Origin of the sequence: Mesorhizobium sp. M7A.F.Ca.MR.148.00.0.0, from assembly GCF_003997735.1 — a bacterium.
In the GTDB taxonomy this organism is placed as follows: domain Bacteria; phylum Pseudomonadota; class Alphaproteobacteria; order Rhizobiales; family Rhizobiaceae; genus Mesorhizobium.
Genome location: NZ_RZTB01000003.1, coordinates 90,902 through 103,492, shown reverse-complemented (window position 1 = coordinate 103,492; position 12,591 = coordinate 90,902). Strand labels below are relative to the sequence as shown.

At 62.8% G+C, this 12,591-nt stretch carries 12 protein-coding genes and 1 riboswitch; of the genes, 6 read left to right on the top strand and 6 right to left on the bottom strand.

The features are described 5' to 3' along the window. The first annotated feature begins 133 nt into the window (after window positions 1-133). The 3 genes from EOB49_RS02270 to EOB49_RS02260 all read left to right on the top strand — a co-directional run bounded on the left by EOB49_RS02270 (window position 134) and on the right by EOB49_RS02260 (window position 3,753). Complete coding sequence (locus EOB49_RS02270) at window positions 134-916, top strand: methyltransferase domain-containing protein (RefSeq protein ID WP_127380039.1); 783 nt, start codon at window positions 134-136, stop codon at window positions 914-916. Window positions 917-1,036: 120 nt separating this feature from the next. Then, window positions 1,037-2,863 carry an ABC transporter ATP-binding protein/permease gene (locus tag EOB49_RS02265; RefSeq protein WP_127380020.1) on the top strand — a complete coding sequence of 609 codons (1,827 nt, stop codon included), beginning with the start codon at window positions 1,037-1,039 and terminating at the stop codon, window positions 2,861-2,863. Between the two features lie 86 nt (window positions 2,864-2,949). Next, window positions 2,950-3,753, top strand: coding sequence for a DUF1194 domain-containing protein (locus EOB49_RS02260; protein ID WP_127380019.1), 804 nt, complete (start codon window positions 2,950-2,952; stop codon window positions 3,751-3,753). Window positions 3,754-3,822: 69 nt separating this feature from the next. On the opposite strand, the gene EOB49_RS02255 is transcribed toward EOB49_RS02260, so the two are convergent. Then, entirely contained in the window at window positions 3,823-4,758 is a 936-nt protein-coding gene (locus EOB49_RS02255; RefSeq protein WP_127380018.1) for a glycosyltransferase family 2 protein, read from the bottom strand. Window positions 4,759-4,773: 15 nt separating this feature from the next. Beyond that, on the bottom strand, window positions 4,774-5,730 hold the full coding sequence (locus EOB49_RS02250) for a glycosyltransferase (RefSeq protein ID WP_245465742.1): 957 nt from the start codon (window positions 5,728-5,730) through the stop codon (window positions 4,774-4,776). A gap of 327 nt (window positions 5,731-6,057) precedes the next feature. Here EOB49_RS02250 and EOB49_RS02245 point away from each other — a divergent pair, with 327 nt between their 5' ends. After that, window positions 6,058-6,378 carry a DUF1330 domain-containing protein gene (locus EOB49_RS02245; protein WP_127329955.1) on the top strand — a complete coding sequence of 107 codons (321 nt, stop codon included), beginning with the start codon at window positions 6,058-6,060 and terminating at the stop codon, window positions 6,376-6,378. Window positions 6,379-6,385: 7 nt separating this feature from the next. Here EOB49_RS02245 and metW read toward each other — a convergent pair whose 3' ends face one another. Together metW and EOB49_RS02235 are read right to left on the bottom strand one after the other, a co-directional pair. Further along, window positions 6,386-7,003 (bottom strand): methionine biosynthesis protein MetW, encoded by a 618-nt coding sequence (gene metW / locus EOB49_RS02240; RefSeq protein WP_127268377.1) that lies wholly within the window; start codon window positions 7,001-7,003, stop codon window positions 6,386-6,388. After that, window positions 7,000-8,169 carry a homoserine O-acetyltransferase gene (locus EOB49_RS02235; protein WP_127271091.1) on the bottom strand — a complete coding sequence of 390 codons (1,170 nt, stop codon included), beginning with the start codon at window positions 8,167-8,169 and terminating at the stop codon, window positions 7,000-7,002. The genes metW and EOB49_RS02235 overlap by 4 nt, the downstream gene beginning before the upstream one ends. 114 nt (window positions 8,170-8,283) lie before the next feature. Further along, window positions 8,284-8,361, bottom strand: a riboswitch (SAM riboswitch). Window positions 8,362-8,496: 135 nt separating this feature from the next. Between EOB49_RS02235 and hisC the strand changes: the two genes are divergently transcribed. After that, a complete protein-coding gene (hisC, locus tag EOB49_RS02230) occupies window positions 8,497-9,606 on the top strand; it encodes a histidinol-phosphate transaminase (protein WP_127380017.1) in 1,110 nt (369 codons plus the stop codon). Between the two features lie 5 nt (window positions 9,607-9,611). Next, window positions 9,612-10,547, top strand: a complete 936-nt coding sequence (locus EOB49_RS02225) for a prephenate/arogenate dehydrogenase family protein (RefSeq protein WP_206526080.1) — start codon at window positions 9,612-9,614, stop codon at window positions 10,545-10,547. Window positions 10,548-10,555: 8 nt separating this feature from the next. On the opposite strand, the gene EOB49_RS02220 is transcribed toward EOB49_RS02225, so the two are convergent. After that, entirely contained in the window at window positions 10,556-11,479 is a 924-nt protein-coding gene (locus EOB49_RS02220; protein ID WP_127380015.1) for a sugar kinase, read from the bottom strand. A gap of 7 nt (window positions 11,480-11,486) precedes the next feature. Then, a complete protein-coding gene (locus EOB49_RS02215) occupies window positions 11,487-12,485 on the bottom strand; it encodes a DUF2125 domain-containing protein (RefSeq protein ID WP_127329947.1) in 999 nt (332 codons plus the stop codon). Window positions 12,486-12,591: the final 106 nt, after the last annotated feature.

Genomic DNA, 12,591 nt, shown 5'->3' with positions numbered 1-12,591 from the left:
ATCTCTCCGTTTATGGCCGCAGACATAGGGCGCCGGCGCGTGGATGTCATCCCGGATGTCGAATGACATCTCGGAATGTCGGATGTCGCGGCCTTTTGTTGAAACCCGCCGATATCACGGCTACATCCCTGCCATGCATTCCGACATCGTCGATCTTCGCTCCTTCTATTCGACAACACTCGGCCGTTTCGCCGAGCGTTCGATCACCATGGCGTTGTCGTCGATATGGGCGGCCGTGCCCAACGAGCGGCTGGTTGGTCTGGGCTACACCTTGCCGTGGCTGGAGCGGTTCGGCTCCGACGCCGAGCGGGTCTTCGCCTTCATGCCGGCGACGCAGGGCGCCGTCGTCTGGCCGGCGACAGGGCCGACGGCGACGGCACTGGTCTTCGACGAGGAACTGCCGCTGGTCGATTCCTGCATCGACCGCATGCTGCTCGTCCATTCGCTCGAACATGTCGAGAACCCGCGTGAGACGCTGAACGAGATCTGGCGCGTGCTGTCGCCGGCCGGCCGGGTGGTCATCGTCGTGCCCAACCGGCGCGGTGTCTGGGCGCGCTTCGAGCACACCCCATTCGGCAATGGCCGGCCTTTTTCGCGCGGCCAGCTCACCGAATTGCTTCGCGAGGCCAATTTCACGCCCGCCGCCTGGTCCGATGCGCTGTTCTTTCCCCCGTCGAAGCGCCGTTTCATGATGCGCTTCCACAATGTGCTGGAGCGCGCCGGCCGCCGGCTGTGGCCGATCTTTTCCGGCGTCATCGTCGTCGAGGCGCAGAAACGGCTCTATCAAGGCGTGCCCGTGGTCCAGCGCGCCTCGCGCCGCGTCTTCGTGCCGGTGCTGTCGCCGCATGGCGCCACGCGGCTTGGCCGTCACAAAACCGATGCCAAGCCCTCGGCTGCGCGGGTGACGGCTTCGTGATCACGGCAAACGTGCCTGACCTCGTTTCCCTGCCTATCTGTCGCAAGCGGACCGGCAGCCCATACGAACGCCTGTCAAGTTTCTCCATCCGGTTTCAGCACTGACGCAAGGACCTCGGCCATGGCTGATCAACCGGACAATGCCGCCGCCGTTCATCCGGTTGCCGTGGCGGTCGAAGCCAGCAGCCTGCGCGATCAGGTGGCGACGATCCGGCGGGCACTGGCGGGATCGCCGGTTCGCAAATGGTTGCTGTGGACATCGGTCGGCATCATGGCCGTGATCATCGCAACGTCGATCGGCCAGGTTCTGCTCAACCGCTGGAACCAGCCTTTCTACGATGCGCTTGCGCGCCGCGACATGGCGGCCTTCCTGCACCAACTCCTCGTTTTCGCGATGATCGCCGGCGGGCTGCTGGTGCTCAATATCGGCCAGACCTGGCTCAACCAGATGATCAGGCTCAAACTGCGCGAGGCGCTGACGCTGGATCTGATCGATCAGTGGATGCGGCCGGCGCGCGCCTTCCGGTTGGCCAATGCCGGCGCCATCGGCGTCAATCCCGACCAGCGCATGCAGCAGGACGCCGCGCATCTGTCCGACCTGTCAACCGATCTCGGCGTCGGCCTGCTGCAGTCGTGCATCCTGCTCGTGTCCTTCGTCGGGGTGCTGTGGGAGCTGTCCTCGGGCTTCGTGTTCCACATCGGCGGGACCTCGCTGGCCATACCGGGCTACATGGTCTGGGCCGCTATCCTTTACGCCGGCATCGCCTCCTGGCTGAGCTGGCTGGTCGGGCGCCCGCTCATCCGCCTGAACAGCGACCGCTATACACGCGAAGCCGAGCTGCGCTCCTCGATGGTGCGCGTCAACGAGAATGTCGATGCCATTGCGTTGTATCATGGCGAGGCCGACGCAAGGCGGCGGCTCGAACTCGATCTCGGCACGGTGCTGGGTGCCATGCGGCGCATCTACACCGCCCAGATCAACCTGTCCTGGGTGACCGACACCTATGGCTGGATCACCGTCGTGGCGCCCATACTGGTCGCTTCGCCGGTCTATTTCTCAGGTGATATCAGCTTTGGCGGGCTGATGATGGCGGTCGGCGCCTTCAATCAGGTCCACTCTTCCTTGCGCTGGTTCATCAACAACATCGGCAGCATTGCCGATTGGCGCGCCACGCTGATGCGCGTGGCCGATTTCCGCATCGCGCTCGATGAAACCGATGCGCTGCACGACACGGAAAAGCGCATTGCCTTCGGCCAAAACGTCAATGGCAGCCTGACTTTCGAGAAGCTCGAAGTGACCTCGCCGGAGGGTTGCACCAGACTCGCCGACCCGCATGTCGAAATCCGCCCCGGCGAGCGCGTCATGATCACCGGCGACCCCGGTGCGGGCAAGACGCTGTTCTTTCGTGCCATTGCCGGCCTGTGGCCATGGGGAAGCGGCCGCATCGGCCTGCCGGCGGGAGAAACTCCTATATTCGTGCCGCGCGTGCCTTATTTTCCGGTCGGTACGTTGCGCGAAGTCCTCGATCACCCGAACGGGCCCGCGCCGGCGAACGATGCCGACATTTTGGCGGTGCTGGCCGAGGTCGGTCTGGGACGGCTTTCCTCATCGCTCGACCGCGCCGGGCGTTGGGACCATGAGTTGGGCGATGACGAACAACGCTCGCTGGCCTTCGCCAGGCTCGCATTGCGGCAGCCGAAATGGGTGATCATCGACGAGGCGCTGGATGCGTTCGACGGCCCATCGCTAAGACGCGTGCTGTCGATGCTCGAGAAGCGTTTGCCGGGGACAGCGATCCTCAACATCGGGCGCGGCCAGCACAACAACCACTTCTTCCCGCGCGCGTTGACGATCGTCAAGGATTCCGGTGCGCCAGCCCTGAAGCCCGCCCGCGTCAGGGCCGGCGCGATCGAACCGCCGCCAGCCGCCGCCCGCCGCAAGAAATGAGCTGATTTCCGGGCGAGGAAAGCAAAGCTTTATTTTGCCGCGATCGCGAGGGAAGCTCCTCGGGAGAAACAATCCTGGCGACGGCCATGCTTGATGCTCTGCGCCTGCTTGCCTGTCTTGCCTGCGCCCAGGCTGCCCCGGCCGCCTCGCCGCCGGATGCGCTCGCCGTCGACGTCGAGCTGGTGCTGGCGGTCGACATCTCGCTGTCGATGGACGAGAAGGAGTTCGCCCTGCAGCGGGCCGGCTATGTCGAGGCGCTGCGGCATCCCGACTTCATCAAGGCTGTCCGCGCCGGCGCCACGGGCCGCATAGCGCTGACCTATTTCGAATGGGCCGGCACGGTGCGCGACGACGCTGTCATCGGCTGGCAGATTATCGATAGCGCCGAGAGCGCCAACAGCTTTGCCGACAAGGTCGCGGCTCGTCCGTTCCGCAGCTTTCGCGGCACTTCGATTTCCGGCGCGCTGGCCTTCGGCACCGAGCTTTTCGACCGCACGTCTTTCCAGGGCGAACGCAGCGTCATCGACATTTCGGGCGACGGACCGAACAATATCGGGCCGCCGGTCACCGCGACGCGTGATGCGGCGACTGCCAAAGGCATCGTCGTCAACGGCCTGCCGATCCTGATCAGCCCGTCGCCCACCTTCAGCCATCTCGACCAGTATTATGCGCAGTGCGTGATCGGCGGACCCGGTTCCTTCGTGCTGCCTATCTATGCCGCCGCCGAGTTTTCGACAGCCATCCGGCGCAAGCTGCTCCTGGAAGTGAGCGGCATTCAGGACGAGGTGAGAAGCATCCCCATCGACGCGGCGACGCCGATAGACTGCCTGCAAGGCGAACGGGACAGGCGGTTTCTATCGGATCCGTATTTTCCCGAACTTGACCGTTGAGCTCTCGACAGAGGGGTTAACGCGATCCGGAGGGAGAATCGTTCCACATTCCCCGGAATCCCTCTCGGTTTAAGCGGGCCGGGCACCAAATTGATTGCGAAACTCGTTGGAGAGATCGCGGCGCCAGCGCCGGCCATGGACATAGCCTTGCATCAATTCCGGCAGCGAATAGCCAAGCGTTTTGGATGAACGGTTGGCCATGTAGCCCTGAAATGCCTCCGGTATCCTGCCTCGCAGGATGTCGGCGATGAGCTGCCGCGAGATCATGTAAGGCGGAATGTGCGGGTAGGCATGGGCAATATGCGGATGTTTGCCCATCAGGTTCGCATAGGCCTCGACATAGCCGTCACGGCGGCCGGAAATCGAGTTTTCCGAATTGTATTTCGTCCAGTCCAGATCCCTGGACAACTGCGCACCGAAGCGCCGGGCAAGGCGCAGCAGCAATTCGCGATCCTGCATGCGGGTGATGTCGCTGTCGTAGCCGCCGATGGCCAGCAAGGCTTCGCGGCGAGCCGTGATCGCAGAGCCGGCAATGAAGATGGTCTGCCCAACCAGCGTCCGCTCCAGCATTGCGGGGCTCACGAACGCCTCGGGGTTGACGCAGTTTGTGATGCGATTGCCTTTCAGGGACACGAACGAACTGATCAGCACTTGCAGTGCAGGATTTTCCTCGAACCAGGTCAGGGTTCGTTCAAGCCGGTGCGGCATGTAGATGTCGTCGGAATCGAGGAACGTCACCAACGGTGCCCGCGCGCGCTCGATGCCGGCATTCCTGGCTGCGTTGGCGCCTCGCCATTTCGCCCCGACATAGATCAGCCGCGGGTCCTGGATACGGGCAAGCGCCGCTTCGGTTCCATCGGTCGAACCATCGTCGACGACAATGTGCTCAAGCCTCGACATGCTCTGGGAGAGCACGCTTTCCACGGCGCGCAACACCGTTTCGCGCCGGTTGTGGGTCGGCGTAATGACCGTGATGAGAGGTATCGGTTCGATGGTTTTGCCCATTTTGACCATAGTGCTTCAGCTATGTCCCACGTAGAGGGGCACGTTTTCAACCTCGTCCCGAACCAGCCCAAGGGCCATGGCCGCTTGTGCACAAAAAACCAGCGCGCAAAAGGCCAATCCGACGATCAGTGCAAACGGGATCTGCCATGCCGGCATTCCGAGCCGAGTTGCATGCGTCAGAATACGCCCGCCCACTTTCCAGGATGTCGAAAACCAACGTCTTGTCGCCTTCAGCACTCGCGCGGCTTGGGATGGCGATGCCAGTGCCACATATTTCCGGTCCGCATCGCGCCCGGTGACCAGGGCACGCCAAAAGAAAAAGCGCCAACCGCGCGGAGGATAATGGCTGGCCCGGGCATCGACTCTGACAAAATCATGCCCGCTTGCTCGTAACTGGCTGGTGAGCAACGTGCAAGAAACCTTGAATCCATTGCTGGCCGGAAAGGGATGGCCGGCTAACCAGCTTCTGCGGAAGGCGCAATTGTTCGCGTTCATCGCGCGCTTGGAGGCAAAGCGTCGATCACCATCACGCAGCGGGAAGAACCACAGAAGCGCAAAGGTTCGCGAAGCGAAATCGTCACAGCCGAGATAGGTGTAACCGTTCACGGCGATCGTCTTCGGATCCTGGAGCGGTTTGAGAAGTGCCGACAGCCAGCCGTCTTCGATCACTGTATCGGAATCGCAGAAAATGACGATGTCGCCCTTGGCCAACGCGGCGCCTGCGTTCTTGACCTCATAGTACCGGCCGCCTGTGCAGGCGCTGAAGACCGTATTTGCTACCATGCCAAGTTGCGGAACAATTTCGGTGAGACGATGCCGCAGAAGCGGTGTGTCGGTATCTGGTCCGCTGTGAACGACGATGACCTCCGGTTTCAGGTATTGACCGGTTGTCGTCACGGCTTCTATTTCCCGTGCCAAAGCGCTGAACGAAACGCCGATCTCATCTTCATTGATGGACTTGGCGTTTTCCATTTCGACAACGATCGAATAGGTCAGGTTCCCCGCTCCGTGCTTCGCTCGGCATCGCGTCCGGCATGACGCTACGAAAAACATGCTCCCGTGTCATCATCTGGTTGCAGAGTTCAATCCGTCCGCAACCCCGAATTCGCAACCTTGCGTCTCAACGGCAACACCCTGAGGGCCGGAGACTGGAAACCGCCTCAGGATCGCGCAGGCCGATTCGTCTTGATCGCCTCATCTCATTCTTATTACTTTTGGGGTAATCGAATTCTGTCACGACCCTTGGCAATCTGTGCCTGTGGAGCCGGCAATCGGCCTCGATTGAAAGGGAGTGCACCTATGACCGCTTACGCCGTCGCCCATATGCGCCAAGCCACGATGGGCCCGCAGATCGTCGAATACCTGCACAAGATCGATGCCACGCTGGAACCTTTCGGCGGCCGTTTTCTGGTCCATGGCGGCGATGTCGAGGTGATCGAGAACAACTGGCCGGGCCATCTGATCATCATCGAATTTCCCGACAGGCAGCATGTGCATGGCTGGTACAATTCGCCCGCCTATCAAGCGATTCTGGCGCTGCGCACGGACAATTCGGAGGCCGACGTGGTGTTTGCCGACGGCGTCCAACATCCGCACAAGGCCACGGACATCCTCGAATAGCTTGCGGCTACTGCCGTTTCAGCAGGAACACTGCCTGCTGGCCGAAGAAGTTCCAGAACCACCACGGCATCGACAGGCCGATCTTCTGGCCGTTGGCGTCGAGAGCGGTTGCCTTCTCGACGGTCGCGCCGAGCTCGTCGCACAGATTGACGAAGTCGCGGATGGTGCAGAAGTGGATGTTGGGCGTGTCGTACCAGGAATAGGGCAGGTCCTTGGTCACTGGCATGCGGCCGTTGACGAACAGTGACAGACGCACACGCCAATGGCCGAAATTGGGGAAGGAGACGATGGCGCGATTGCCGATCCTGAGCAGTTCGTCGAGCACCAGCTTCGGGTTGCGGGTGGCCTGCAGCGTCTGCGAGAGGACGACGAAGTCAAAGCCCTTGTCGGGATAGAATTCGAGATCCTTGTCGGCATCGCCCTGGATGACCGAGAGGCCGCGCGCCACGCATTCGTTGACGCCGCGCTGCGACAGCTCGAGCCCACGGCCGTCGACCTGCTTGCTGTCCTGCAGCAATTCGAGCAGCGAGCCATCGCCCGAGCCGACATCGAGCACGCGCGACTGTGGTGGGATGAGGTTGGCGACGACTTCAAGGTCGACGCGCTGGTCGCGGTTGACGCTCATAGGCCCAGCCCTCTCGCCCTGGCGGCCGAGCCGATGAAGCCGTTGATGGCGGCAAACAGTTCCGGCTCGTCGAGCAGGAATGCGTCGTGGCCGCGGTCGGTCTCGATCTCGACGAAGGATACCGATGCTCCGGCGGCGTTGAGCGCATGCACGATCGAGCGGCTCTCCTCGGTCGGAAAAAGCCAGTCCGAGGTGAACGACACCAGGCAGAAGCGGGTTTTCGTGCCGGCGAAAGCATCGGCCAACCGGCCGCCATGGTCGGCGGCAAGGTCGAAATAGTCCATCGACCGCGTCATGTAGAGATAGGAATTGGCGTCGAAGCGATCGACGAAGGTCATGCCCTGGTGGCGCAGATAGCTTTCGATCTGGAAGTCGGCGTCAAAGCCGAAGGTCAGCGCTTCGCGATCCTGCAGATTGCGGCCGAACTTGCGGTGCAGGGCGGCTTCCGACAGGTAAGTGATGTGGGCGGCCATGCGCGCTACCGCCAGGCCCTTTTCCGGGCGTTTGCCGTGCTCGAAATATTTGCCGCCATGCCAGTCCGGATCGGCCATGACAGCCTGGCGGCCAACCTCATGAAAGGCTATGTTCTGCGAGGAATGGCGCGCGCCGGTGGCGATCGGCAGCGCCGAGAAGACGCGCTCCGGATAGCTCGACGCCCATTCCAGCACCTGCATGCCGCCCATCGAGCCGCCGAGCACGCAAAACAGTTTTTCGATGCCGAAATGGTCGATCAGCATCTGCTGCGCCCGCACCATGTCGCGAATGGTGATAATGGGCAGGTCAAGCCCATAGGGCTTGCCGGTGGCGGGATTGGTCGAGGCCGGACCGGTGGACCCAAGGCAACCGCCGATGACATTGGAGCAGATGACGAAGAAGCGATTGGTGTCGATGATCTTGCCGGGGCCGATCAGCACTTCCCACCAGCCAGGCTTGCCGGTCACCGGATTGGTGCTGGCGACGTGCTGGTCTCCGGTCAGTGCATGGCAGACGAGGATGGCGTTGGAGCGGGCATCGTTCAGCGTGCCGTAGGTCTGGTAGGCGATCTGGAACGGTGAAAGCAGCGTGCCGGCGTCCAGCTTGAGCGGCTTGTCGGATCCAAAACGCAAAACCGGGCTCGACGGTTGGTCGACCTCGTTGTTGGTTTTGCGGGCACGCAGAACGGCCATGACATCCATCTCACACTTTGAGCCCACGCATCGCGCTTGTCGAAAGTCGATGCCGATACGGGTGTCCGGCCGGCGCGGACAACAAAAAACCGGCATTGCGGTCGCAAAGCCGGTTACAGGATGCAAACGGCCCTTTAGCAAGTTGTTTAACGTGGCTGCAAGCCGACCGGCCAAATCACCACGGAAGTCGCACCCCTTCTAGGGCTGTGGCGCGCCGTCGTCAACGGCCAGCCCTGGGCGATGGCTGTCGCCTCTCGACATTGCAGGCCACGGCTTGTATTTCCGCTGCGGCTTCCCTCAGGAAGCGTTCTCGACGGATTTTGCGACATGAGCCAGACACCGGACCAGGCACGTCCAACCCCGCGTGCGGGCATCATGGACATCGACGCCTATGTGCCGGGCAAGAGCACGGCGCCCGCCGGCGTCGCCAAGGTCCACAAGCTGTCATCAAACGAGAATCCGCTAGGGCCCTCGCCGAAAGCGATCGAAGCCGCGCGCGAGATTGCCGGCAAGCTCGACATCTATCCCGACGGCACCGCCAGGCGGCTGCGCGAAGCGATCGCCGAGGTGCATGGCCTCAACCCTCAGAACATCATCTGTTCCAACGGTTCCGACGAGATTCTCGGCCTGCTGGCGCAGACCTATCTGGCGCCCGGCGACGAGGCCGTCATCACCGAACACGCCTTCATGGTCTACAAGATCTACATCCAGTCGGCGGGTGCCGTTCCGGTGACGATCAAGGAAAGAGACGAGCGCGCCGACATCGACGCCATCCTGGCCGCGGTCACGCCGCGCACCAAGATCGTGTTCCTCGCCAATCCCAACAACCCGACCGGCACCTATGTGCCGTTCCAGGAGGTTCGCCGGCTGCATGCCGCGCTGCCGAAGAACGTGCTTCTGGTGCTCGACGCGGCCTATGCCGAATATGTCCGCCGCAACGACTATGAGGCCGGCATCGAGCTGGTCGGCAGCACCGAGAACGTGGTGATGACCCGTACCTTCTCCAAGATCGGCCTGGGTGGCGCGCGGATCGGCTGGATGTATGCGCCGATGCATATCGTCGACGCCATCAACCGCGTGCGCGGTCCCTTCAACGTCAATGCGACGGCGATCGAGGCCGGTATCGCAGCCATCCGCGACCGCGCCCATGTCGAGCGCAGCGTGGCGCACAACGAGACCTGGCTTGCCTGGTTGAGCGAGGAATTCACAAAGCTCGGGCTGCGGGTAACGCCGAGCGTCGGCAATTTCGTCCTCATTCATTTTCCCGATGACCAGAAGCATTCGGCGGCGGCGGCGGACGACTATCTGACGGCGCGCGGCTATATATTGCGGCGCGTTTCGGGCTATGGCTTTCCCAACGCGTTGCGCATGACCGTCGGCACCGAAGAGGCCAATCGCGGCGTTGTCGCCGCTCTCACGACATTCCTGAAAAGCTAGAGACCATGACATCACCGATGTTTGAAAAGATCGCGCTGGTCGGCATCGGCCTGATCGGCTCGTCGCTGGCCCGCGTCATCCGCCGCGAAGGGCTGGCCCGTCACGTGGCCATATCAACGCGCAGTGCGACGACGCTGGCGCGAGCCGAGGAGCTTGGGCTGGGCGATAGCTATACCACCGATGCGAGAGAAGCTGTCCGCGATGCCGACCTGGTCATCATTTCGGTGCCGGTAGGCTCATCCGGCGCGGTGGCCGAGGAAATCGCGCCGGCGCTGAAGCCGGGTGTGATCCTCACCGATGTCGGCTCGACCAAGGCGTCTGTCATCGCGCAGATGCAGCCTTATGTGCCTGAAGGTGTCCATTTCATTCCCGGCCATCCGCTGGCGGGCACGGAAAAATCCGGCCCCGACGCCGGTTTCGCCGACCTGTTCGACAATCGCTGGTGCATCTTCACGCCGCTGCCCGACACCGACCCGGACGCGCTGGAGAGGCTGTCGGAGTTCTGGCGCCGCTGCGGCGCCAACATCGACACGATGGACCCGCAGCATCACGACATGACGCTGGCCATCGTCTCGCATTTGCCGCACATCATCGCCTACAACATCGTCGGCACCGCCGATGATCTGCAGTCGGTGACCAAGTCCGAAGTGATCAAATATTCGGCTTCCGGCTTCCGCGACTTCACCCGCCTTGCCGCCTCCGACCCGACCATGTGGCGGGATGTCTGCCTGCACAACAAGGACGCCATTCTCGAAATGCTGGCGCGGTTCTCGGAAGACCTGGCGTCGCTGCAACGCGCGATCCGCTGGGGCGACGGCGAAAAGCTTTTCGACCTGTTCACCCGCACCCGCGCGGTGCGCCGCTCGATCATCGAGGCCGGCCAGGACATCGACGTGCCCGATTTTGGCCGCCAGGCTGTCGAACATCCGGCAAAGAGCTAAACTGATTTTCAGGCAGGCCAGGTCTGCGCAACCATGGCCAGCGTCTCGGCCCGGTTCGGCGCACCGAGCCTGCCGCCGAAGCGCAGGCATTTGAGCGCGGCGGCCGCACTGGCAAAGCGCAAAGCCTGCTCGACCGGCATGGCTTCCGCCAACCCGACGGCGAAGGCGCCGTGGAAGACATCGCCGGCGGCGAGCGTATCCACTGCCTTGATCCTCGGCGCCGCGACATGGCGCACACAGCCTGCGCGACGGTCGTGCCACCAACAGCCCGCCGCGCCGCCGGTTACCGCGACAAAGGCGTCGGTGCGGCTGGCGAGATCGGCGCAAGCCGCTTCCGGATCGAGCGCCTGGCCGCAGACGATGCGCGCCGCCGTTTCCGAAGCGACGATGTGCGTGGCGAGCGGCAACAGCTGTTCCAGAAATTCCAGCGGTGCGGTGTCGGCATCGAGGATCGCCGGACGCCCAACGGCGCGTGCCGCCTTGAGTGCCAACGCTGCCGCGCCCGGCCAGCGGACATCGACCAGCACGGCGTCGAATGCCGTGAGGTCGGCGACCGGCAAGGCTTCGGGATCGGCCTGGGCAAGCCCGTCATAGAACGGCACGATGATGCGCTCGCCATGCGCGTCGACCAGGATCGAGGCCAGCGCCGAGCGGGCGCCTCTGACGCGGCGCACAAAGGTGCAATCGACGCCTTCGGCCTCGATGCCGGCGATGAGCTGGTCGGCGACGGCATCGTCACCCGCACTCGCCCACAGCGATACCTCGGCACCCAGGCGATGCGCGGCGCAGGCAGCACTGGTGGCCATGCCCGAGGCGATCTGGACGCCGTCGGAGGCAATGAACTTGCCTTGATGCACAGGCAGTGTCTCGACGCGCAGGATGGTGTCCAGCGTCAAGGCGCCAACGCTCAGCAGCTTCACGGGTTTTGCCATGGTTGAGCTATTCGACCGGCTTGATCTTGCCCAGCGGAATGAAGCCGAGCGAGGCCTTGCCCCTGACCACCTTCAGCGGCATCGACGGTTCGTTGCCGAGCACCGCCAAGGCAGAAAAACCCTGCTCGATCTGGCTTTTCTGCTCGGGTATGGCGGCGCCAAGGATGGCCGCCACCGCCTTCGGGTCCTTCAGCCTGATCATCAGGTCGGCGTTGACCAGGCCCTCGGCATCGACCGAGAGCGGTCCCGAAACGGTAATGCGCGCCGTGCCCGACGACAGGTCAAGGTTGCGGATTTCGATCGTCTGGCCACGAAGGCTCTTCACCTGCGTGCCGATCAGTGCGACGCCGTTCTTCAATGTCACATCGCCGCTGGCATCGAGCGCCGGAAGCACGCGCCCTCCAATTGCGTCGGGGTCGATCTCGAGATCGCCGAAACTGCCGAGATAGTCGATATCCTCGCCGTTGGGCTGCAGCTGACCCGATGCCTTGCCGGCGCTAAACAGTTGCACCGGATCGGTGTCGTCGGCCGGATCGGTCTGGCCGGACAGGCCCTCCGCCTCCAGCGAGATCCGCTGCGGCAGCGGCCACCACAATTTGAAATTGGCCTGCAGATTGTCCCAGTCGATCCACAGCGGCACCATGTCCGGAACGGCGGTCCTGAGCGGGCCGCGCAGATTGGCAACCGGCGACAGAGGCTGGATGATCTGGGCGGCCGCGTTGAAACTGCCGACTGAAGCCGCAATGTTCTTGGCATCGTCCTCATAGGCGAGGTTGTCGCAGGAGACGGTAAAGCTCAAGGGATAGCCGCTGACCTGGAGATTGGCACAGCCGGCCTCGACGCCATTCTTGTTGAGCGTGGCAACCGCCTTGTCGGCCTCACTCCTGACGCGGTCGGCCAGATAAAACCAGCCGCCGCTGTAAAGGGCGAACAGCACGACGATGAACGCTGCAAGCCAGAACAGGCGGCGACGGTTACTTGGCTGGCGTTCGTCACTTGACGTCATGCTTTGGCTCTCGTTAACGCATGGGTGTTGCGGACGGGTGGTCGATTCCGCCAGGCAGACAGACGAATAGTTAGACGGGACGGGCGGGAAAAACACCGGTCCGGGT